The following is a 21380-nucleotide window of genomic DNA, read 5'->3' as shown; positions in this document are numbered from 1 at the left end:
CGGCGCGGGCCGAACTGTGATCGGACAACATGATGAGCTCCAAATTCCTCTGGTACATCCCCAACACCGTCGAGCCGGGTCACCGGGGCGACGACACCCAGGCGGGCTGGGGGTCGGTCGAGTTCTCGACCGACCTCGCCCGGACGGCGGAGGCCCACGGCTGGAGCGGCGCCCTGCTCGGCACCGGCTGGGGACGCCCTGACACCTTCACCGTGGCCACGGCACTGGCCGCCAGGACCACGACGTTCGAGCCCTTGATCGCCGTACGGCCGGGCTACTGGCAGCCGGCCCACCTCGCGAGCGCCGCGGCCACGCTCGACCAGCTGAGTCGCGGACGTGTCCTCTTCAACATCGTCAGCGGACTGGACCACCTGGCCGCATACGGCGACACCCAGGCCGATCCGGCCCAACGGTATGCCCGTACCCAGGAGTTCCTGCACCTCCTGCGGCGCCTGTGGACCGAGGAGAACGTCACCTTCAGGGGCGAGCACTTCCAGGTGACCGATTCCACGGTCTCACCCCGCCCGTACACATCCGGCACGAGGACCCATCCCACGCTCTACTTCGGCGGTGCCTCGCAGGCCGCTGAACGCGTGTCGGCGGCGGAAGCGGACGTCCAGCTCTTCTGGGGCGAGCCGCTCGACGGGATCGCCGAACGCATCGGCCGACTGGAGAAGTTGAGCGAGCAGGTGGACCGCCGGCACGCACCCCTGGAGTTCGGGCTGCGGATCACCACTCTGGTGCGCGACACCACCGAGGAGGCGTGGCAGGCCGCGGAGGAGAAGGTGGCCGCCATGGCCGCCGCCGAAGGAGCCGCCTGGACGGGCAACCGCCGGACGGCCGTCGGGCAACAGCGGCTCCTCGACCTCGCCGCGCGGGGAGAGGTGCTCGACACCTGCCTCTACACGGCACCCGGCAGGTTCGGGGGCGGCGGCGCCGCCACGACCTGGCTGGTCGGCTCCCCCGACGACGTCGCCACGGCGCTGGAGCGCTACCGCTCACTCGGCATCACTCATTTCGTGCTCTCCGACACTCCCTACAAACAGGAGACCAGCCGCATCGGCGATCAGGTGCTCCCCCTGCTCCGCGCACGGTCCGTCTGACGGGCACGGCCCCGCGTCCCGTGACAACCGGCCCCGGTGACCCGTGACGGGTCACACGGCCGGCCGAAGAAGGCCGAGGAAGGCCGAGGAAGGCCGAAGAAGAACGGCATGTTGCATGAGGGCGCACGCCCTGGACGCCGATATGTGCATCTGCCAGGCTTTCCGCCGTGACTGACATGCCGCGCATCCTTCGCGGGGCCCGCACGGCTACCACCGGATCGTCCGCGCGTCCCCGGCGCAGGAGCGGCTCGGGCCGGGCCGCGGTCGCCGATCGGCCGGTGGCTGAGCCGCCGGCCTCTCCGTCCCGACGGTCCGCGCAGCCGCGCCGTCTCCGTACGGACGCCCGCTCAGGCGTGCTGTCCGCGTCCCCGCCCCGGAAAGGGAGCACCCTCGACATGACGACCTACCGGTCCCTCGGCCGCACGGGCGTACAGGTCAGCCCGCTGACGCTCGGCGCCATGAATTTCGGTGCCTGGGCCAACGGCGACCACGACGACGCCGTCAAGATCATCCACCAGGCCCTGGACGCGGGTGTGAACGTCATCGACACCGCGGACGTCTACTCGCGGGGCGAGAACGAGGAGATCGTGGGCAAGGCGCTCGCGGGCCGCCGCGACGACGTGTTCCTCGCGACCAAGTTCCACGGCCGGGTGGACGACAACCCCCAGCACCAGGGCAACTCCCGCCGCTGGATCTTCCAGGCCGTCGAGGGCAGCCTCCGTCGCCTGGGCACCGACCACATCGATCTGTACCAGGCCCACCGCCCCGATCCGTCCACGGACATCGAGGAGACCCTCGGCGCCCTCGACGACCTCGTACGCCAGGGAAAGATCCGCTACTTCGGCACCACCACCTTCGAGCCCCACCAGATCGTCGAGGCGCAGTGGGCCGCGGAGCGCCTCCGTCTGCAACGCCCCGTCACCGAGCAGCCCCCGTACTCCCTCCTGGCCCGGGCTGCCGAGCGCGCCGTACTGCCCGTGGCCGAGCGGCACGGCCTGGGCGTCCTGCCCTGGAGCCCCCTGGCCGGCGGCTGGCTGTCCGGCCGCTACCGCAAGGGGGATCCGGCGCACGCCGAGTCCAGCCGCCTGCGACGCCAGCCCCACCGTCACGATCCCGCCCTCGAGGCGAACCGGCGCAAGCGTGAGGCGGCGGAACAACTGGGAGAGCTGGCCGCGGAGGCGGGCCTGTCCCTGATCCACCTGGCGCTGGCCTTCGTCCTGGAGCATCCGGCCGTGTCCACCGTGATCATCGGACCTCGTACCCAGGAGCACCTGGCGAGCCAACTCGGCGCCGCGGACGTGCGCCTGACGAAGGACGTGCTGGACCGGATCGACGAGATCGTGGCGCCGGGGGTCACGATCAGCCCGGCCGACGAGGGCTACCGGCCCCCGTCCCTGACCGACGCGTCCACCCGTCGCCGCGGGGCGTCCCCCCGCTGACGCGGCCACGGCCCCGGCCTTCAGGGACCGCCAGGACAGAACGGCGGCACCACGGAAGGCCTACACCCGTCCGGAGAACACGGACGACACCCTGACAGGCTCCCGGGCAGCGACCGGCTGCTCACCGTAAGCTCGGAAGCCCGTTCCAGCACGGCGGTCGGTCGAACTGCCGCACACGACGAAACCGGAAGCAGGCAGGGTCACAATGAGCAGCACAGCGCAGATCGGTGTCACAGGGCTCGCCGTCATGGGGCGCAACCTGGCCCGGAACTTCGCACGCAACGGGTACACCGTCGCTCTGCACAACCGGACCGCCGCTCGCACCCACGAGCTCGTCGAACAGTTCGGCGACGAGGGTGATTTCATCGCCACCGAGCGCGCCGAGGATTTCGTGGCATCCCTGGAGAGGCCACGGCGCCTGGTCGTCATGGTCAAGGCCGGGGAGGCGACGGACGCGGTGATCGCGGAGTTCGCGCCCCTCCTGGAGGCCGGCGACATGATCATCGACGGCGGCAACGCGCACTTCGCGGACACGCGCCGCCGTGAGCACGAGCTGCGCGAGCAGGGCATCCACTTCGTCGGCGCCGGCATCTCCGGGGGCGAGGAAGGAGCGCTCAACGGGCCGAGCATCATGCCGGGCGGCAGCACGGAGTCCTACGACTCGCTCGGGCCGATGCTGGAGAAGATCTCGGCGAAGGCCAAGGACGGCGCTCCGTGCGTCACGCACATCGGCCCGGACGGTGCCGGGCACTTCGTGAAAATGGCCCATAACGGCATCGAGTACGCGGACATGCAGCTCATCGGCGAGGCGTACCAGCTGCTCCGCGACGTGGGCGGGTACTCCCCCGCGCAGATCGCGGACATCTTCCGCACGTGGAACACCGGACGTCTGGACTCGTACCTCATCGAGATCACCGCGGAGGTCCTCTCGCAGGTCGACGCCGCGACCGGCAAACCCTTCGTGGACGTGGTGCTCGACCAGGCGGAGCAGAAGGGTACCGGGCGCTGGACGGTGCAGATCGCCCTCGATCTGGGCGTCCCCGTCTCCGGTATCGCCGAGGCGGTCTTCGCCCGCTCCGTCTCCGGTCACACCGCTCTCCGAGAGGCCTCACGCCACCTCGCCGGGCCGTCGGCCCGCAAGCTCGGCAAGGACGAGGCCGCGGTCTTCGCCGACCAGGTCGAACAGGCCCTGTACGCCTCGAAGATCGTCTCCTACACCCAGGGCTTCCACGAACTCGCGGCCGGCAGCGACGAGTACGACTGGGACATCGACCTCGGCAAGGTCGCCGCGATCTGGCGCGGCGGATGCATCATCCGGGCCGCGTTCCTCGACAGGATCACCAGCGCCTACGAGGCGCAGCCCCATCTGCCCAGCCTCCTCGCCGACAAGAGCTTCGCCGAAGAGATCGCCGCCGCACAGGACGACTGGCGCACCGTGATCGCCACCGCCGTCACCCAGGGCGTACCCACCCCGGCCTTCGCCGCCACCCTCGCCTACTACGACTCCCTGCGCGCCGAACGCCTCCCTGCCGCGCTGACCCAGGGTCAGCGCGACTACTTCGGCGCACACACCTACCGCCGCACCGACCGCGACGGCGTCTTCCACACGCTCTGGGGCGGCGACAAGACCGAGGTGGAAAGCTGACCGACGCCCGACGAGCACCGATGCCGGAAGGAATCGCCTCCGAGGCGATCGGAGGCTGAAGAGATCAGAGGAGATGGATGGGGCCACGCTCCCCTCCATCTCACCGCAGCGCACAAGGACGCAAGCGAGAGGAAGACCCCGACCACGACCGCCGCAACTGCTGCCCGCTTGCACGCGGAGTACAGGGAGCCGCTGTACGCGGCTCCCCCGCTGCTCCAGCGCACGGTCGACGCGGGCCGGCTCGGCCGCAAGACGGGCTCGGGCCTCTACCCGTACGACTGACCGCCCGCCCGGCGCGCCCCGTGCTCACGCCGCCGGGTACGTCACCCGCGGTCAGACCCATGTGCGGCCCGCAGCGCGCCTCGTCTCCTGCTGCCGGTCCGGTGCCGCGTCGGAGCGGTGCACAGCAGTGGCGTGGGTGGTCGTGGCCGAGATCTTGAACCTTTCAGCGCTGTCGCAGCCTTGCGTGCTCGCACCGCGGAAAGTCCCTCGGATATCCCTCCGCCAGAGCTGAAAAGTCTCTGGCAACTAAGCCCCGAACCTCGGAAGTCGTTGCTCCATCGATCATGGTATGCATCGGTTCGAGTGCGACTACCCCACAGGGTGATCTTTGGTCTGGCGCGCATGATCGATGCGATCCGGTACCTATGACCTGGTTCTGAGCGTGGACGCTCAGAACCAGACACCCGAAGCCACCCTCGCCATTGCGGTCGACGTCCTTTTCGCAGCCGCCCGTGACCGGCACGGCGATCAGGCCGTGCTACATGCGCTCGCCAGGCGTGAACGCGACGCCGACCAGTCTTTGCGCGTGCTGTAGGCAGAGGTCCACGAACGCACCGGCGTCCTCGACCGGTTGCACGCAGTCCTTCGCGATCTTCCTGCCCGGCGGAGCAGCCACCGGCCTGTCGGCCGACAATGGCGCCGCCGTGATGAAGGGCGTCCGACCGGTCACTGCCGCCGGGACATACCCCGTGACTTGCTGCAAGTCCCGGCGGCCGGGCAGAACAGCAGCAGGACAGCCCGGCAGCGCGTCGCTCAGACCCTGAGCCACGACCACCGGAACCCGCTACGGGTATATCACCTCAGACACGCTCGAACGGCTCCGCGTAGGTGAAGACGCCTCGCAGCGCGGGACTATGGGCAGTCAGGGTGCGGACCTGGAAGTACTCGCCCCATGAGGGGTCCGGTGCGGTGATGCCGTGGTCCGTGCTTGTGCGGAATCCGAAGCGGCCGTAGTACGCAGGGCTGCCGAGGAGAGCGACAAGGGGCTCGCCCAGGGCGTCCGCCGCGCCGAGCAGGGCGTGGACGAGGGCAAGGCCGACACCGCGGCTCTGGTGGTCGGGGTGCACGCTGAGCGGGCCGAGGCCCAGGACAGGGACGGTTCCGACATGGCCATGAGTGCAGACCACGTGGCCTACGACCTCATCCTTTTCACTGACTGCCACGAGAGACAGTTCCGGTAGCCAGCCCGCGCAGGTGCGCAGCTGGTCGAGGAGGGTCACCTCCACCGGAACCGGAGTCTCCGGCTTGGCGAAGGCCAACGCGGTGACGGCGGTCACGGCGAGGGTGTCATCGGGTGTTTCGCGTCGGATCAGCACCGGAGCAGTCTGAGTCCCGAGCTCGCGCGCCGCAAAGCATTTCTCGGGAACGACCGCCTGGCCGACGCGATCACCCGGTGCCCGGCTGATCTCTCTCGTGAGTGAGCGCGTTGGCGGCATGGACGAGTGCCGACGGGACAAGGTGCTGGGTGCCTGGTCCTGGGGTTGGTTGCGCGCAGGTGGGCCTGCCCCTGAGTGGCTGTCGTGTTCCGATCTTGAGGGGTGTGCGTCGAACGGGAGCCTCGTTCGGGTGATCGCGGTGGGTTCCGGGCGTGAGAACAGGGCCTCTTGTTGGCTGGGGAGGTGTCTACGCCAACGAGAGATCCGGGACGCCCTGTTGTCGCAGTTCTACGCCCACCGACTTGACCAACGCGCGCGGTGATCTCCACGGCGGGCAATGTGCTGCTCGCGTACCGAGGCGCTCGTCATCGCAAGAGGTCGGGCCGTAGACGGAGTCAGCCGTCGGAGACGCAGGTGGCCGGGTCGGGTCTCGCTTTGCCCTTGGGCGCGCACCTCGACGGAGTGCCGGAGTCCGCAGTGATCGATGTCAGCCTGGTCTCGACAGGGGTGCATTGAGCCTGGCTACGCACGTGGCCGACTTCAGCAGCAACGTGCCCGAAGGCCTGTCGAGCTCAGAAGGGATGCGCGCTGCCGCCCGGGGCCCCGGGGACGTCTTCGGCGGGTGGGGCGGTATCGCCGCGGCAAGTACCCTAGCCGCGGTGCTGGGCCGCTCCGTGGGGGCGGATGGTCTCCTACGGTAATCGCTGCTGTGACCGCGCCTGCCGCGGGTGCCATCCTGGCGATGATCGCCGACACCAGATCACGGAGGCGTTCGAGAACGCGCAACGTCAGCGGCTTTCTCGCTTATTCAGCCTCTCCCACCTGTAAGGATGGACGGAGAGGCCTACGGCGGCGTCTGCTGCGTCACCGGAACTAAGCCATGACTCGAATGCATGAGGGCCAGCGTCCTTTTACGCTCTTTCGCCGGCGCAGGTCAGCTCGATCTGAAGTAAGCCGGTGGCTGGGGCGCGCCCGTGGGGCTCACTCCGAAGGGGTCCTTCCTCGGATTTCAAATATTCGGCGTAGCGCAGCGCCTTCGTCGTCGATGAGGCCGCCTTCAGCCCGGGGGAACACCGAACTGCAGCGTGCGCACAGCTTCGCTGCTCCTGCGGGTGTACCACATGCTCTGCAGAACCATTGCTTACCGTCAGCTTCTGTTACGTCAGTCATCGTCTTCCTTCGGTGATTGTGTTCGTCTCGTACCCATATAAGGAGCGACAATTCAAGGCGGGATACTGGCGGGGGTATACGGGTCACCCAAGGTGTCGACTCACAAAGCCTCGTGCCCGAAAGCTGTGGCCAGTCGGACCTCGAGTTCGGTGAGCCGGGTGCGAGTGGGAGCCAGGGCCGTGTACCGCCAGTTCCGGCCGTCGAGGGGGCGGTCGGCATAGAGGAGGACGCCCTCGGAGTCGCCGGGCTGGAAGTCCAGGCCTGCTTCGGTCAGATGTCCGACCGCCTCGTCGAAGGACAGGGGCGCGGTGGCTGCGGCCGTGCCGGTCGACCAGACGGATGCGCCGGCCAGGCGGCGCACCATCGCGTGGGCTGTGGTGGTCGCGGTGCGTCGCACGTTGCACTCCAGTGCGTACAGCGTGCCGTCGTGTGTGCACACCAGGTCGAGGCTGTACGGCCCGCGGTAGCCTTCGGCGGCCAGCTGACCGCCCAGTGCCCGGGTCCAGTTGGTCAGCTCCCGGCGCGCTCTCGCGGACAGGTCGTTCAGGGGGGAGCAGTATCCGGCGAAGGACCCGCTGACCATGCGCATCTCGCCGTCGTACGCCACCTCCACCGTGGTGGCCGTGGCGTGTCCCTGGGCGCTTACGGCCCGGGTGTGTTCCACGTATTCCTCCACCACCCAACGGCTGTCAGGAGGCGGCGGCTTTGGCGGCTGGTCTCCGCGGCTGACGAAGTGCAGGCCGTGGCCGCCGGCGGACCTATCTGGCTTGACGACCACTCGAGGGTGCGAGGCCAGTAACGCGGTGGTCACGTGGCCGAGCTCCGCGCCGGTACAGGTCCGGCCGTGTGGCATCCGCAGCCCGAGGGTCCGGGCGGCCGCGCGGAACCCCGACTTCGTGTTCATGTCGGCAACCGCCCGTAGAGTGCCGGGATTCGGGACGCCCGTTTCGTAGGGGACGATGGGAATACGGAGGTGTGCGGCCAGTTCGGCGGCGGCTTCGTCCAGCGCGGTCGGGAGCAGTCGCGCGGTCGGCCGCTCGGCGATGAGTGTGCGCAGAGGTTCCAGCAGACCGTGCTCGGCCAGCGCGTGAGCCATCGGCAGGTGCGGGGTGTCGGGCACGGTGATGACCTGCACCGAGTTCTCCGGTACGCCGAGGCGGTGGAAGGCATAGCGTCGGAAGGGTGCGCTGAGAGGGAGCGGGGTGATCAGCACGTCACCGGGCCGGGTGAGCCACAGCTTGCGGGGCGCCTGCTCCGCCCATCGGCGCAGGACCGATTCCTCAGCGAGGTCGACTGCCAGCGGGGACACGAAGTTCGCGAGGATGACGAGGGTGCCCGGGCCTTCGTGCTCGCTGATCATGGTGTATCACCTTCCGTGTCGTGGTCCATGGCTGCGTTCCCTTTCGGCCCCTGCAGGGGCCGAAAGGGAACGGGATCAGACAGCTGGGGTGAAACGGTCCCAGGCTCGGTGGTGGGCCAGCATCCCGGTCAGTCCCTCCAGGACTGCGCTCGAATCGTCGGCGGTCACCACGCCGGGAGCGTCGGTGGCGATGCCGGCGGTCTCCAAGGCGTCGCGGCCATCGGCCCAGGCGCCGATGGCCTTGCCGTGGCGGAATGCTTCGGTGATCAGCAACAGGACCCGTGGGTCGATCCCGGCGGTCACGGCCGCGTCGTCGTCGACTTTGGCGTCGCGGGCGCCGCGCGCATCGGGGCCGGGTGCCGGTGCACCGGCGAGCACGAGGGCGTCGAACTCGACGGACCGTGCGGTGGTGAAGGTGCGCTGCACGGTGACGGGCTCACCGTCCTGGTCGAGCTGCCCCCCGGTAGGAGCGATGACCAGCGGGACCATGCCGGCGTCAAGCACCGCTTGGCGGGTCGCCCGGACGCCGGAAAGCTCTTGGTCGCCCGCGGTCACGATGCCGATGATCCGGCCGTCCCCCGGCCACCTGCCACCCAGCTGTGACAGTGCGGGGCTGGGCTGCGGCTCGGCCTGGGGCACGCTTGCCTGCGGTGCGGGCAGTCCGAGCCCGGAAGCGACCTGTGTGCACAGCTCGCTGTCGATGTTGGCCAGGACGAGCAGGGCACGTTCCTTGATCGCCTGTTCGTAGCACTTGCCGAGCTCGAAGGTGTAGGCGGCGATGATGTGCTCGCGCTCGGTGGGGGTCATGCTGAGCCAGAACAGGCGGGGCTGGCTGAAGTGGTCATCGAACGAAGAGGCCGCCTCGCGGACCTTGCGGGTCGCGGAGATCTTTGCAGGAACCTCGATGTAGGCACCGGTGTCTTCGCCTGCGAGGAACGGGCAGCCGCCGTCGAGGCTGTTGGGCCGGTAGGGGGCGACGCCGCGGTGGACTGCGGTCTGGTGCATGCCGTCGCGCAGCATGTCGTTGACCGGGGCGTGGGTGCGGTTGATCGGCAGCTGACCGAAATTGGGGCCGCCGAGCCGGGTGAGCTGGGTGTCGAGGTAGGAGAACAGGCGGCCCTGGAGCAGCGGGTCGTCCGTGACGTCGATACCGGGGACGAGGTGGCCCAGGTGGAAGGCGACCTGCTCGGTCTCGGCGAAGTAGTTCGACGGGTTGGCGTTCAGGGTCATCAGCCCGATCGGCTGGACCGGGGCCAGTTCCTCGGGAACGATCTTCGTCGGATCCAGCAGGTCGATGCCCTCGAACATTTGCTCCTCGGTGTCCGGGAAGGTCTGCACGCCCAGCTCCCACTGCGGGAAGGCACCCGCCTCGATCGCGTCCGCGAGATCCCGGCGGTGGAAGTCCGGATCGACGCCGGCAGTGATCTGCGCCTCCTCCCACACCAGGGAGTGCACGCCGAGTTTCGGCTTCCAGTGGAACTTCACCAGCGTCGTGTCACCCGCCGTGTTGACGAGTCGGAACGTGTGGACGCCGAAGCCCTCCATCATCCGATAGGAGCGCGGGATACCCCGGTCGGACATGTTCCACAGCGTGTGGTGGGTCGCCTCCGTGTGCAGGGTGACGAAGTCCCAGAACGTGTCGTGGGCACTCTGCGCCTGCGGGATCTCCCGGTCGGGGTGCGGCTTGCCTGCGTGGATGATGTCGGGGAACTTGATCGCGTCCTGGATGAAGAAGACCGGGATGTTGTTTCCGACCAGGTCGAAGACGCCTTCCTCGGTGTAGAACTTCGTCGCGAAGCCCCGGGTGTCGCGCACCGTGTCGGCCGATCCCCGTGAGCCGAGGACAGTGGAGAAGCGGACGAACACCGGTGTCTCGACGCCCTTGGCCAGGAATGCAGCCTTGCTGATCCGTCCGGCCGTGCCGTAGCCCTGGAAGACTCCGTGCGCGGCTGCGCCGCGGGCGTGCACGACGCGCTCGGGGATGCGCTCGTGGTCGAAATGGGTGATCTTCTCCCGCAGGTGATGGTCCTGCAGCAGCACTGGCCCGCGGGGGCCGGCCTTGAGCGAGTGGTCGGTGTCGTACAGCCGGGCGCCTTGTGCGGTCGTCAGGCGGTCCCCGCCCTGCGCCACTTTCTTCTGCGGGACCCCGGTCTTCTGGCCGGTCGGGCTGTATGTGTCCGGGCCCCGCTGATCAGGCTTGGGCGGCAGCGGACCGGTCGGCTCGGTCGGCTCGTCCACCGTAGGCGGGAGCGGCCCCGGCGCACCGGGGATCTCGTTCGCGGGCCCAGCGGCGTCCTGGACCTTCTCGACCACCTTGTCGGCGGCGGCCTTCACGGGATTCTTCTTCTCACTCATGAGTTTCCATCCTTGCGACGGGTGCCACGTGTCATCGAGGTTCGGACAGGCAGTGAGGAGACGGCTGAGGGAGCTGCTCCGGACCGGAGCGCGACGAGGAAGCGCTCCGGGAGAGAGCGATGTCTTGAGCGTCGGCATCCCGCTGTCCCTTCCGGTGCTTTCAGGGCATGCCGGCGTGCTGTGCAGTTGCCTCCAGGGGTATGCGCAGCGCGGAGCGGCCGGTTCGCCAGGCTGCGAGCAGGAACTCGCCGAGCCTGTCTTCGAGCAGGCCCGTGGCATGGATACCGAACGCCACATCAACGTCGAGTCCGGGTTGTGCGGCGAGAAGCGGCTCGATCACCTCATGCCGGACGAGCTGCTCATGCACGGCGTCGGCCTCGACGTGCTCCTCGTAGAAGCGTGCGGCAGCCGGCCCGGCGCCTGTGCGCCGCATCGCCTTCGCCAGTCGCCGGGAACCGGGAGGGGAGGTCACCTCGACCGCGGCGAAATGGCCGATGAGCGCACCGCGCAACGCTTGGTGAAGACCGAACAGGGACATCACGTTGACGGTGCACAGCACCTGTGCCGACGCCGCGTCGAGGTAGCGGCCGTATGTGTGGTCCAGGCCGAGCTCGTCCATCAGGTTCGCGAACAGCCGGGCATGGATCTCCTCGGCACGCCCCGCTCCGAATTCGTCGTACTCAACCGCCACCATCGCTGCCTTCGCACGACCGTGCAGCCGGGGAATGACCCAAGCATGCGGGTCCGCCTCCTTCAGGTGGTAGAGGGAACGCAGCACCGCGTACTCCCGGAGCTGCCACAGCTGACCCTCGCTCTGCAGGAAATGGCTCACGCCAGTGCCGTCGTCGCCAACCGGTTCGATCAGAATCTCCGCCAAGGCGTCATGCGCGCTGGCCCGCTGTGGCACATCCGCCCGCAGCGCGTGCAAAAAGATGTGCTCCAGCGTTCCGCGCAGCCGCAACAGATCGGCATCCCACTCACGGTCGTCTCCGACGCCTTCGAACCCCTGGTAGTGCAGTTCGTACAGCCGGTAGAGCGCCAGCTGAAGATCCTCGCCATACGGTTCCGCCTGGTCCACTGCCTCAGTACTCACCCGAGGCTCGTGGCAGTTGCGCAATGCGGCGATGACGGCGTCGGAGACGACACCTCTCGGAGCCGGTAGGACCGGGTGGGTGTCACGCGCTTCGCGGTAGGGATCTGCGGTCATGTCGCACCACCCTCATCCGCATCAGTGGCCGCGCCCCTCGAGGTAGCGGTCGGCAAGGCCGTGCGGCTGCGATGGCTGGTGTCGCACCAGGGATAAGTGCGACTGCGGCGACACGTGCACACCGCCACCATGAATCGCTGGGACGTCGCGGTGGTGCCGTCGTCCCCGGTCACTGTTACGGGGCCTTCCACGAGGAGCGGCCCGTTGCGTTCGAGGCGGATGCGGCGGATGTCAGCGTCGTCGCGCACGGAAGACCACCAGTTCCTCCTTGTCCTGCTGCCCGTCGTCCACCAGCCCCTGATCACGCAACCACGGCAACCGGGAGCGCATCACCGGGCCGAAGGGGATGAGCTCGCGGTCAGTGACCTGCGCGTCGAGACCCAGGCCGTCAAGAGCGTCAATCGTGCCAGCGACGCCGCATACTGCCGAATGCACCATGAGTAGCGTTCCGCCCGGCCTCAGAGCGGTTGCGGCGGTCCTGCAGACCCGGTCGACGACCGCCCGGCCGTCCAGCCCGCCGTCCCACGCACGTGCCCTGCCGCGCAGAGGCGGCAGAACAGCCGGGGCCGGCACGTAGGGCGGATTGCTGATCACCAGGTCGTACCCTCCGCTGTCGAGTGCTGACAGATCGCGATAGCGGACCGTGACGCGCTGGCGGTAGAGAGCAGCGTTCAGCCGAGCTCACAGCACGGCTCTGCGGGAAATGTCGACGGCCGTGACCGTGGCACCCAGCCGGGCCGCATGAACCGCCAACGCCCCACTGCCTGTTCCAAGCTCCAGCACACGCCGGTCAGGATCGACGAGTTCCCGGCTGACGGCACGCATCAGGAGATGTGTGTCGTGCTGGGGAGCGTAGACGCCCGGCACCGTAAGCATCCGTCGAGGCCTGCAGCGAAGTCTCTCGGTCATGTTTACGTCTCGCCCTCCCGGTGGCGAGGACGGCCCGCCGCTCGTCCAGAATGTGTCGCTCATAGGAGGGCCGCCACTCCACCGGCTACGGGCCGTATCGGCGGCTCACGCTTGCCTCTCGGTGCCCGGGCGGAGATACGGGCCGCGCGGCGGCCTGTCGGCTGGGAGACAATGGTCGGCGGTGGCACGATGCGTGCGTCCATTCGGATTACGGCCGGGTGCGTCCGTTCGAAGTACGGTGGTCTGACAATCAGCGCACTACCCCGTCTCCACCCGCGTTGACCGGATATAACGTTGGCAGCAACCGCTGGACGGATTCGTCGAAATCCGCCGGGTTGGGTCCGCAACTCGTGTGGGCCCGAGCCTTGAACATCAGCCAACCGCACAGCCATGAGCAGCCACTCGATACGGCAGGGATGTGCTGGCCGTCGAGGCGCTGTTCGAGCGCCGGAGTCCTGTCTGTGGTGGAGCAGTAGGCAAACCACTCTTCTCAGTCGCCTTTCTCTTGGATCATCACAGCCGATCCACCCGCGCTTTCGCCGTGTGCCGACCAGCCCCGACCGGAGCAATGTGCTGCGTGAGCCAGCTGGGCTTTTTCCGTCTGTCCAGAAGGTTCCGTCCCATCCCTCCAAGGCCGACTTATTCCGGCAGTGCCCCCTGCGAACGAACGTTTCTCCGGCCCGGGTGGGCAACACGGAATACTTCGACACCCAAGTCGGAGTCTGCGTCCAGGTGGCAGGGATAGTCTGCGACGCTCGCCTTCGTTAGCGGGTTCAACGATCGTGAATGAGTGAACCGGGCGCGGCAGGCCATAAAGAGTCCCGCATGCTGACCTGGTCCGTGAATCTGAATATGTGGAATCCCGTTAGTCGCTCGGGATCACGTAACCGGGCTGCATCGACCTCCAGGGGTGGACTGGCATGCGGATGTGCGCCCTCCTGCCTTCTCGCTCCTCGCTATCCGTCCGGGTGTACAGGCCTGTTCTGGGGGGCCGGGCCGGTCAGAAGAAGCACGCCAGCTGTGGGCGGCGTTCACCCGCTCCAGACCCTCGGATCAACCGTTCATGCCGAAGTGGGCGCCGGCATCACCCCTTGACCATGCAGACCCGTGCATGACTCCAGAACGCCAGGTCCGCCACCACGACGCATAGCCTCTCCGCTCGGGGGCACGAAGCCCAGAGGGCCGGCGAACGGTACGCGCAGGGGACGGGGCCGCACGACGAGAGGTGAACGGGTTGGCACGGGACGTGCGTTGGCCGGCCGCCGGGCGGTGGGCCGGACGGGAGTGGGCCGGGGTCCGGCGGTCCGTCCACAACGCGTTCGAGGAGCCCGGGCCCGAACGGGACACACTCGTCCAGTCACTCAAAGCGGCGGCAGCGGCAATCATCGCGTGGGCCCTGACCGGATGGTGGCTCCAGGCCCCCATGGCCCTCCTCGCACCCTGGACGGCAGTCGCCCTCGTCAGTAGCACCGTCTACCAGTCGCTGCGCATTGGGGCACAGCAGTTCGCCGTCATCGCCCTCGGCACTCTGTGGGGGTCGATAGCCATGACCATCACGTACGACCAGACCATGGCCGCCATGCTGCTCACCCTGCCGTTCATGACGCTGCTCGGAAACTACCGCCGATTCGGGAGCCAGGGCATCCTCGGGGCGACCACGGCCCTCTTCGTGATCACCTACGGATCATCCAGCACTTCGACCGTGGGCCATCGACTACTGGAAACACTGATCGGGGCAGTGGTGGGCATAGCGGTCAACGCCCTCATCCTGCCACCCGTGCATCTGCGCAGCGTCCGTGACCGTCTGCGCCGCCTCGCGCGGGAATCCGCGGACCTGCTCGACAGAATGGCGGACGGCCTGCGGGAGGACGACGCGTTGCAGAAGGCGGAGGACTGGCACGCCGAGGCATCCCGTCTCACCATGTCCCTCCAAGGCGTCGCCGATGCCAGGTACTGGGCCACGGAAGGGGCACGCTGGAACCCGGGCGGACGGTTACGGCGGACGGGGCCCCCTCCCCCACCCTTCGCGGAGGACATTCGGTGGAGCGGTGTATGCACCCGCATCCTCACAGTCGCGGGAACACTGAACGGCATCCATGGTGACGACGCGGGCCTTCCGGCGCCGCCCTCCCGATTTGTTGCCGAGCTGGCAGCCGTACTGGAGCAGGCCGCCCGCATCTGCGCCAAGGAGGCCGAGCGAACGACCGCATCGGTCGACGGACTCGACCGCAAGCTGGCCTTCGACGAGGCTTGGGCCGCACATCGCGCCCTCGCCGACAACGTCCAGCACCAGAAGGGGCCGGCGTCCGCCGCAGGAGATGCACTCGTACTGGAGGCACGGCAATTGCTCGTGGACCTGGGCCCACGTTCCTGAGCCACCGGCGAGCCGCGTCCCGACGACGAACCCGAAAGTTCTGCGCTGGTGATCCAGCCGACGCTGAACCGCCTACGGAGTATCCGTGGCGACCTTCACGCCGGTTGATGCGTGGCCATGCAGGCGGCTCAGCCACAAGTCGTGGTCAATCACGCTGCTGTCGTTCCTCCCGTGCGCCGGGTTCCGCGTCGGGCTCGGCAGCCCCTGCGGAGCGGCGGTCTTCTTCGGTCCACTTCCGGGTGTCACGTGGCTCTGCGTAGGGCTCCCTGTCGCTCGGGTGGCCGCTGATGATGGCTCGTTCACGGGCCATCTCGGCGTCGAAATCGAGGCCCAGGAGAGCCGCCAGGTTCGTGATCCAGAGCCAGACAAGGAAGATGATGACGCCGGCGAGGGCCCCGTACGTCTTGTTGTAGGAGCCGAAGTTCGCGACGTAGATCGCGAAGCCGGCCGAGGCGGCCATCCAGATCAGCAAGGCCAGCAGACTGCCCAGGGAGTTGAAATACTCCTCCCTGTATGGCATGCACCTGACAGGTGCCGAAGGAAATTCCCGTTCTCAGATTCCATCATGACGAGCAATCCAGGATGCGCCACCGCCGAGCGTTCTACAGGCATGCCATCCACACCAGTTGCGCATTGAACGAGCCGCCCACGCCCATCCTTGAGCTGGTGGCAGTGGGAGAATGTCATCATCGTCTATATCGCTGCGGCGGGGGAAGCTGGCCAGCATGAGAATTCTGACTTGCCTGCGCGCCCGCGAGAACCGGCTGACCCAGCGTATGGCGTCCTGGGAGTCGGCCTGGGCGCGCACTTTGCTGCCGTCGGTGGAGGACGCGGCCGAGCACACGAAGCTGTGGTGGGCGGCGGCCGCCTTGATGGCGTCGCGGGGTGGTTGGCGAGGCCGCAGGGCCGCGGCAGCGGGTATCGCCAGCATGGCGGTAGGGCAGGTGCTTGCCAATGGGATCGCCAAACAGCTCATCGAGCGCCGTCGGCCTCCGAAGGAGTGGTTCCCTCACGATGAGGTGGAGGAGCGGCCGGAGAGCTCCTCCTTCCCGTCCGGGCACACCGCGGCGGCCGTTGCGTTCACCGCGGGCATACTTCCGATCTGGCCGTGGGCAGGCGCCGCCTGTGCCGTACCGACGGTTCTAGTGGCGGTTGAGCGAGTCCACGACGGCGCCCACTACCCCTCCGACGTCACCGCCGGAGCCGCTATCGGGCTGGCCTCGGCCGCACTGATACGGGTCATCCCCCGCCTGCTTGCACACCCGTGAGGTAGGCGCGCGCGAGGTCTTCGGGGTCCGGGCCGGTGGCGGGGGGCTGCGGGAGGGGCCGGCCGTGGCCGCATCGTGAGGTTGGTGCGGCAACAAACGGCCACCAGGAGCTCCGGCACTCCACCCGCGGGACCGGGGACCGCGCCGCCGATCCCGTCGGCCTCCGCGCAACCGGCTTGCTGACCTCTCGTTACCAGGAAGCAGGCGAGCCAGGTCTACCCCCGTGCCCCGCACGTGTCCCGAACGCCCCGCGGTCCCCAATGCCGCGGGGGGTGTTCGCCGCGTCCCCCGCACCGCGGGAACGGGCTACCGAAATCAAGCACGCCGTACTGGTGCGACTGACAGTGACCTCCGCCCGCGACCACACCGGGCTGCCGGTTGAGGTAGAGAATCTGAAGACGCGCTCTGCCGGCGCACCGTACTGCAGACGGGGCAGCCTGAAACAGCACAGCCGTAGCTGAGGACGTTGCGCGGGAGCAACCAGTGAACGGATCCTGCGGATCGCGCTCCGTGGAGACGTCCGCCGCGCTGCCTCCGGTGGGCGTCGTCGCAGGTGATGGCGCCAAGGCATGGGCAATCCTTCAACGCGGCCACGCTCGCGTCAGGGTGTCGCGGGTTGCGCCACATTCGCGGGTCCCGGTCGGCTGCCGAGCGCGTCTTCCAGGTCACGAAGGGTTCCCGGCGCGACGTAACGGCGCGAGCTCTTTCAGACGTGTGTCAGTGAGGTAGTCGCATGCGAAGCGTGCAGGGACAGGCCGTCGTTCCCCCCGGCAGCGGAGCCGTGGGTTCGCGAACAGGTGCTGTGCCGGCCCGGCCCATGGATGCCGAGGCCCGGGGCCACTGAGCGCCATGGCCCAGCGTCCACCGGTCCAGTAGCTACGGGCCCTGAAGTGCCCTGATCCAGTGCGGGGTGGGCAAAACGCTCCAGAGGGCACAGGATGTGCCCTAAACACAGGACAAGGGTGGCGATGTGCTTCCAGCCGGACATAGTGATCAACCACTCAGCAGTCGGCCGGTCTTGTCGGCTCTCGCGTTCGCCGACGACCAACCGGTGTCCGAAGCCCGGCATGCCGCCCGGGACTTCGTGACCGATCTGCAGGCCGTTCACGGGATCCCGGTATCGGGCCGTGCCATGGGCGCCGTGCAGCTGGTGGTCACCGAGCTCGTCACCAACGCGCGCAAGTACGCCCCCGGCCCCTGCCTGCTCAACCTCGAGCTCGTCGACGGAACCGTGGAGATCAGCGTGTGGGACACCGAAGCGACACTCCCGGTCCCCCAGAGCCCCGACCCAGGACGCGTCGGACAACACGGCCTGGAAATCGTCATCGCCCTCTGCCAGAGCTTCGAAATGCGCCGCGAACCCGTCGGCAAACGCATCAAAGCCACCATCACACTCACCGACCACCCCACCGGAAACCCGGCAGGCCAGGTCCCCTGACCCCGCCAGCCACGTCGACACAACCTGTGGGGCGAGGAAGACCGGTGGCGTCGCGGAGGCCTGCGAAGCCGGGCGGCATGGCGCCCTGTGGTCTACCGGTCGCGACCCTGCCGGCGTGCGGGCGCGGGCTGCTGACGGCGCGCACTCAGCCCTCATGCCGCCCCCGGACTGGGCCCTCAGAGCACCGCGTGCCGGGCCCTACCCGCCTTGCGCTGCGGACGCCGGGACTGTCGGGGGGCAGGCTGCGGCCGCCAGGTCGCGACCAGAGCGACGGCCAGGAGCAGCTCGGCGATGTCGCCGCCGTAGTACATGATCTGAGCGCCGCCCTGGACCTGGTCGACGGGGGCGTGGATGTCGATGCCGAAGCCGCCGTACATGAGCTGTGAGATCACCGCGTGTGCGGTGATCGCCGCGCCCAGCACCACCAGCCGCACCGGGACACCAGGGCGGGCTGGGGCCGGGTCGGGGCCGGCGATGACGTAGGCGAACAGACACCCGGCGAGCAGGAAGTGGGCGTGCAGCAGCCAGTGCATCCCGGTGTTCACCGATATCGTGCTGTACAGCGGCGTGAAGTACAGCAGCCCCAGTGTGCCGACGCTGAGCACGAGCGCGGTGACCGGGTTGGCCAGCACGTGCACCGGCCTGCTCCGCACCAGGCCGGTCAAGCGGCGCCCCTTGTCGGCGGGCAGGTTGCGCAGCAGCAGCGTGACGGGCGCACCCAGCACCAGTCCCAGCGGCGCGTACATGCCGATCAGCAGGTGCTGGAGCATGTGGCCGCGGAAGTCGCCGTGTGCCCACGGAGCAATCGGAGGCAGGAGCCCTCCAGTCAGCAGCGCGCACCCGGCCAGGAACCATCCGGTGCGCCATCGGTTCCACCCGGCCTGCGGATTGCGCCGCCGCGTGCGGCCCGCCAGCAGCACATAACCGCCGGCCAGCAGCAACACGAGCACCGCCGGCAGCAGAACCTCCAGCGGCAGGCCGCCGGACTCCTGGCGGTGATGGGCGGGGTGGCCCGTCATGCACGCCGCGCTTCCCGTACCGGCCCGTCACCTTCCGGGTCGAAGGGCTTGGCCCGGCGCTGGATCATCCACCCCACCGCGACCAGGAGGGCGCCCAGCAGCAGGAACCCCAGGTCCCACCAGATCTGCTGGTCACCGGCGTAGACGTGGTGAATGCCCAGGATGTGATGGTCCAGGATGCCCTCGACGAGGTTGAACAGGCCCCAGCCGACCAGGATCCAGCCCCACAACGCCGCAGACGTCCACACCCGGCGCCGGTGGTGCGTCACTCGCGAGTACAAGGTGGCCAGACCGGCGAGAACCGCCACCCAGCAGATGGCGTGGAAGATCCCGTCCCACACCGTGTTCATCTCCAGCCCGGACACGGTGTTCGCCGGGTAGTACTTGACCCCGATCCGGTCCTCATTGGTGCTGGTCAGCATGTGATGCCACTGCAGCAACTGATGCAGCAGGATGCCGTCCACGAACCCGCCCAGACCCACGCCCAGGACGATCCCCGGCAGCCGCAGACTCTGCGGCAGATCTCTCGCCACGAGGCCGTTGTGCTCGGCGCTCACCCTGCTGGCCACATGCTTACCCTTCATCGGACCGGTGCCGTGATACCCGGGCGAGTACCCGCACTTCAGTCGTCCCACCGCCATCGATCCGAATCACCGATCGGCCCATCGACCATCCGTCTGCCCCATGCGGTCTCCGATCGGCCCACACCGCGGGGGTCCGCGAAGTCAGAACCCGCACGCCGCCCAGGGACACACCACCTTCGCCACGGTGCGCCGAGGCGCTCGCTGCCCCCCGCCGAGGATGGGCCATCGGAATGGCCGCCAGGCGGGTGCCGACTCCCCGCCCTGTCGGCAAGGAATGGCACCCTCAGGTGATTGACGCACCACCCACGGACGATGGGTGACGGAACTGCAGGCGCCCGTGACCCGGGCCTGGTCAATCGCGCCCGGGCCTGACCGGTGATCACGTTCGGGCGGTGGGAGACCGTTGCGGTCTCCCACCGCCCGACCTCAGTCTCGAAGTCTTCTTGTAGCAGGTCAGGCCGGCAGCGAGGCCGAAAAGAGCGAGGAAGGGTGAGCCCTTTTCGCTCGTAACGGACGGGGGGCGGCGGCAGCCGAACTACCGGACGATCGACCGCTCGTTCTTCCAGCGGTGCCGCCCGAGCCGCTCGCCGGAGGAGTAGGACGACTTGTCAGCGCGGACCTTGGCCGGTCGCCGCCGGCGCCGTCCACGCCTGGAGTGGACGGCTGGTATCTCCAGGATCAGCGGCTTGAACGTCTGGCTTTCGTGCAGGGTCGCCCCGGACAGCCAACGGCCAACGGGATGCCTGTACTCGGTGAGCGAATTCCACTGGCATTCCCCGGGGGGAGCCTGTGCGGCATCCTCATCCCCGGCGAGTCAGTGCCAAATGCGATGGGATGGTACGGATCCATCAGTGAGCCCGGCGCGTGATCCATGACTCACATAAAAACGTAGGGTAGTTGCTTGTTCTCCATCGCATTTGAACGAGCTCCTGGATAAGTTCAGGCAAGCAACTTGACCCGCCCCGGGCCTCTGGTACTCCGCCTGCAGTTCGCGGTGACGAAATGAGAGGCGCGGCGAGGGTCCGCCGCTGAGTTATCGGCTCTTCTCGCCGAAGAGGCAACCCGCGGTGGGGCCCCGGATGCGCCGCTCCACGAACGGCGGGACAGTGGAAGTGTTTGTAGACCGTCGTGCAGTGTGGGGAACAAGGTTGAGGGAGCGTGCGGGTCGTGGCGAAAGGAAAGAAGCTTGGGAAGAATGATCAGGTCTCGTGGAGCAGCCACGGGCAGAGCGTTCCTGGAAGGGTGAAGAAGAAGATCACAGGGCGCACCGAGGCGGCAGGACGCACCGTCGATGCCTCGAAGGAAGAACCACAGTACGAGGTCGAGAGCGAAAAATCTGGGCGCAGTGCCGTGCACAAGCCGGAGTCTCTGCACAGAAAGGGATCCGGCTCATGAGCGGTACGAGCGAAAAGAGCCGCCATGACATCGTTGAGGAATTCAGTGAAGCCGTCAATATGACGCCTGATAGTCTCGAAAAATGGCTGACCACGGATGAGTCGAAAAAAGTGGGCCAGTCGAACAAGGGTGGCGAAAGTACGGGTCATGCGTCCGGGCGACGCATTGTCGAACTTCTGGAAAAGCGGAAAGCCGATCTTACTAATAACGATGTCGCCCATATGCGGAAGGTCGTCGGATACGTTCACCGGCACCTCGCACAGCGGCCTTCCGGCGACGTGAAAGACACTTCATGGCGATTCTCGCTCATGAACTGGGGGCACGATCCTCTGGCGTGAGGAGGCCGTGTGGTACTGGTGCACCTGAACGTGCCTGCGGCTGGGGTTCCGCAGACGAGCGGGGCCGCGCGCGGAAGTATGCATACGAGGTAATCGACGTCAAGTGGCGGGGCGTAGA

The 21380-nt window shown here is 67.9% G+C and carries 17 protein-coding genes and 3 pseudogenes; 11 read left to right on the top strand and 9 right to left on the bottom strand.

The genetic code is table 11. The features are described 5' to 3' along the window. Positions 1 to 29 precede the first annotated feature (29 nt). The 5 genes from ACFUNE_RS03565 (at position 30) to ACFUNE_RS03545 (ending at position 5004) form a co-directional block, all read left to right on the top strand. The gene (locus tag ACFUNE_RS03565; protein WP_383561782.1) at positions 30 to 1103 is read left to right on the top strand and encodes an LLM class flavin-dependent oxidoreductase; all 1074 of its coding nucleotides are present in this window, start codon (positions 30 to 32) and stop codon (positions 1101 to 1103) included. Between the two features lie 395 nt (positions 1104 to 1498). Further along, positions 1499 to 2542 carry an aldo/keto reductase gene (locus ACFUNE_RS03560; RefSeq protein WP_383561780.1) on the top strand — a complete coding sequence of 348 codons (1044 nt, stop codon included), beginning with the start codon at positions 1499 to 1501 and terminating at the stop codon, positions 2540 to 2542. Between the two features lie 205 nt (positions 2543 to 2747). Next, positions 2748 to 4187 carry an NADP-dependent phosphogluconate dehydrogenase gene (gene gndA / locus ACFUNE_RS03555; RefSeq protein ID WP_383561778.1) on the top strand — a complete coding sequence of 480 codons (1440 nt, stop codon included), beginning with the start codon at positions 2748 to 2750 and terminating at the stop codon, positions 4185 to 4187. 63 nt (positions 4188 to 4250) lie between these two features. After that, a complete protein-coding gene (locus tag ACFUNE_RS03550) occupies positions 4251 to 4469 on the top strand; it encodes a 3-hydroxyacyl-CoA dehydrogenase family protein (protein ID WP_383563001.1) in 219 nt (72 codons plus the stop codon). 382 nt (positions 4470 to 4851) lie between these two features. Then, on the top strand, positions 4852 to 5004 hold the full coding sequence (locus tag ACFUNE_RS03545; protein WP_383561776.1) for a hypothetical protein: 153 nt from the start codon (positions 4852 to 4854) through the stop codon (positions 5002 to 5004). Between the two features lie 265 nt (positions 5005 to 5269). Here ACFUNE_RS03545 and ACFUNE_RS03540 read toward each other — a convergent pair whose 3' ends face one another. Next, entirely contained in the window at positions 5270 to 5785 is a 516-nt protein-coding gene (locus ACFUNE_RS03540; protein ID WP_383561774.1) for a GNAT family N-acetyltransferase, read from the bottom strand. A gap of 375 nt (positions 5786 to 6160) precedes the next feature. Here ACFUNE_RS03540 and ACFUNE_RS03535 point away from each other — a divergent pair. After that, positions 6161 to 6628 (top strand): annotated as a pseudogene (locus ACFUNE_RS03535) (ZIP family zinc transporter); the annotation flags it as partial. 487 nt (positions 6629 to 7115) lie between these two features. Here the strand turns inward: ACFUNE_RS03535 and ACFUNE_RS03530 are convergent. The 5 genes and pseudogenes from ACFUNE_RS03530 to ACFUNE_RS03510 form a co-directional block, all read right to left on the bottom strand. After that, positions 7116 to 8375, bottom strand: coding sequence for a hypothetical protein (locus ACFUNE_RS03530; protein WP_383561772.1), 1260 nt, complete (start codon positions 8373 to 8375; stop codon positions 7116 to 7118). Between the two features lie 75 nt (positions 8376 to 8450). Further along, positions 8451 to 10730 (bottom strand): catalase, encoded by a 2280-nt coding sequence (locus ACFUNE_RS03525; protein WP_383561770.1) that lies wholly within the window; start codon positions 10728 to 10730, stop codon positions 8451 to 8453. Positions 10731 to 10890: 160 nt separating this feature from the next. Beyond that, positions 10891 to 11937: an iron-containing redox enzyme family protein gene (locus ACFUNE_RS03520; RefSeq protein WP_383561768.1), complete on the bottom strand. Its 1047-nt coding sequence runs from the start codon at positions 11935 to 11937 to the stop codon at positions 10891 to 10893. Further along, positions 11934 to 12185, bottom strand: coding sequence for a CDGSH iron-sulfur domain-containing protein (locus tag ACFUNE_RS03515; RefSeq protein ID WP_383561766.1), 252 nt, complete (start codon positions 12183 to 12185; stop codon positions 11934 to 11936). Before ACFUNE_RS03515 ends, ACFUNE_RS03520 begins: the two co-directional genes overlap by 4 nt. Continuing rightward, a pseudogene (locus tag ACFUNE_RS03510) lies at positions 12169 to 12846 on the bottom strand (HemK2/MTQ2 family protein methyltransferase). The gene ACFUNE_RS03515 and the pseudogene ACFUNE_RS03510 overlap by 17 nt, the downstream one beginning before the upstream one ends. A 1234-nt stretch (positions 12847 to 14080) precedes the next feature. Between ACFUNE_RS03510 and ACFUNE_RS03505 the strand changes: the two are divergent. Next, the gene (locus tag ACFUNE_RS03505) at positions 14081 to 15220 is read left to right on the top strand and encodes an FUSC family protein (protein ID WP_383561764.1); all 1140 of its coding nucleotides are present in this window, start codon (positions 14081 to 14083) and stop codon (positions 15218 to 15220) included. Positions 15221 to 15365: 145 nt separating this feature from the next. Here ACFUNE_RS03505 and ACFUNE_RS03500 read toward each other — a convergent pair. Beyond that, a pseudogene (locus tag ACFUNE_RS03500) lies at positions 15366 to 15707 on the bottom strand (YihY/virulence factor BrkB family protein); the annotation flags it as partial. Positions 15708 to 15945: 238 nt separating this feature from the next. Here ACFUNE_RS03500 and ACFUNE_RS03495 point away from each other — a divergent pair. Further along, entirely contained in the window at positions 15946 to 16488 is a 543-nt protein-coding gene (locus ACFUNE_RS03495; RefSeq protein WP_383561762.1) for a phosphatase PAP2 family protein, read from the top strand. A 1018-nt stretch (positions 16489 to 17506) separates the two neighbouring features. Next, positions 17507 to 17926 (top strand): ATP-binding protein, encoded by a 420-nt coding sequence (locus ACFUNE_RS03490; RefSeq protein ID WP_383561760.1) that lies wholly within the window; start codon positions 17507 to 17509, stop codon positions 17924 to 17926. A 176-nt stretch (positions 17927 to 18102) separates the two neighbouring features. Here ACFUNE_RS03490 and ACFUNE_RS03485 read toward each other — a convergent pair whose 3' ends face one another. Continuing rightward, the gene (locus ACFUNE_RS03485) at positions 18103 to 18945 is read right to left on the bottom strand and encodes a cytochrome c oxidase assembly protein (protein WP_383561758.1); all 843 of its coding nucleotides are present in this window, start codon (positions 18943 to 18945) and stop codon (positions 18103 to 18105) included. After that, the gene (locus ACFUNE_RS03480; protein ID WP_383561756.1) at positions 18942 to 19514 is read right to left on the bottom strand and encodes a DUF2243 domain-containing protein; all 573 of its coding nucleotides are present in this window, start codon (positions 19512 to 19514) and stop codon (positions 18942 to 18944) included. The genes ACFUNE_RS03485 and ACFUNE_RS03480 overlap by 4 nt, the downstream gene beginning before the upstream one ends. 1182 nt (positions 19515 to 20696) lie before the next feature. Between ACFUNE_RS03480 and ACFUNE_RS03475 the strand changes: the two genes are divergently transcribed. After that, a complete protein-coding gene (locus ACFUNE_RS03475) occupies positions 20697 to 20924 on the top strand; it encodes a DUF2945 domain-containing protein (protein WP_383561754.1) in 228 nt (75 codons plus the stop codon). After that, the gene (locus ACFUNE_RS03470) at positions 20921 to 21262 is read left to right on the top strand and encodes a DUF3140 domain-containing protein (protein WP_383561752.1); all 342 of its coding nucleotides are present in this window, start codon (positions 20921 to 20923) and stop codon (positions 21260 to 21262) included. The genes ACFUNE_RS03475 and ACFUNE_RS03470 overlap by 4 nt, the downstream gene beginning before the upstream one ends. The last annotated feature ends 118 nt before the right edge of the window (positions 21263 to 21380 follow it).

Source organism: Streptomyces sp. NPDC057287 (genome assembly GCF_042667905.1).
Classification (GTDB): Bacteria; Actinomycetota; Actinomycetes; order Streptomycetales; family Streptomycetaceae; genus Streptomyces.
Note: the sequence above shows the minus strand (reverse complement) of the source record. Positions and strands in the feature narration are given on the sequence as shown.